Annotated in this window: 1 protein-coding gene; it reads right to left on the reverse strand. The window is 58.6% G+C overall.

Features of this window, described 5'->3' with window-relative positions:
• Positions 1-61: 61 nt before the first annotated feature.
• The coding region (locus P0D73_RS46730) for an integrase core domain-containing protein (protein WP_408321458.1) at positions 62-500 on the reverse strand (439 nt) is incomplete at its 5' end.

Below are 500 nucleotides of genomic sequence, written 5' to 3' on the forward strand. Positions count from 1 at the left end.
AGAGGTGGCGCCGTTGGTTCGGACAGTCAGATCGAGTTTATAAGTGGAAGCGCCGGGGTCATCAAGCTGCCGATTTGATCGCTGGCAGCGTCGCGAAGTATGCCTCATCCGGTGTCTGATCGGCCAACCTCGAATGAGGCCGATTCTGGTTGTACCAGTTCAGGTAATTGCCGATTGAGCGGCGTGCGTGGCCGACCGAGTCGTACGCTTTCAAATAAACCTCTTCATATTTAACGCTGCGCCACACCCGTTCGACGAACACGTTGTCACGCCAGGCGCCTTTCCCATCCATCGACAGGAGAACCTTCCGGCTGAGAACCGCGTCGGTGAATTCGGTTGCGGTGAACTGGCTTCCTTGATCCGTGTTGACGATCTCAGGCAGGCCGTATTTCGCAAACGCTTCCTCCAGCGCCTCGACAGCATGGCAGCTCTCCAGCGTGATCGCCACCCGGTGTGCCAACACCCGGCGGCTCGCCCAGTCCACGACGGCCGTCAGATAG

Origin of the sequence: Paraburkholderia sp. RL18-101-BIB-B (assembly GCF_046026985.1) — a bacterium.
Lineage (GTDB): Bacteria > Pseudomonadota > Gammaproteobacteria > Burkholderiales > Burkholderiaceae > Paraburkholderia.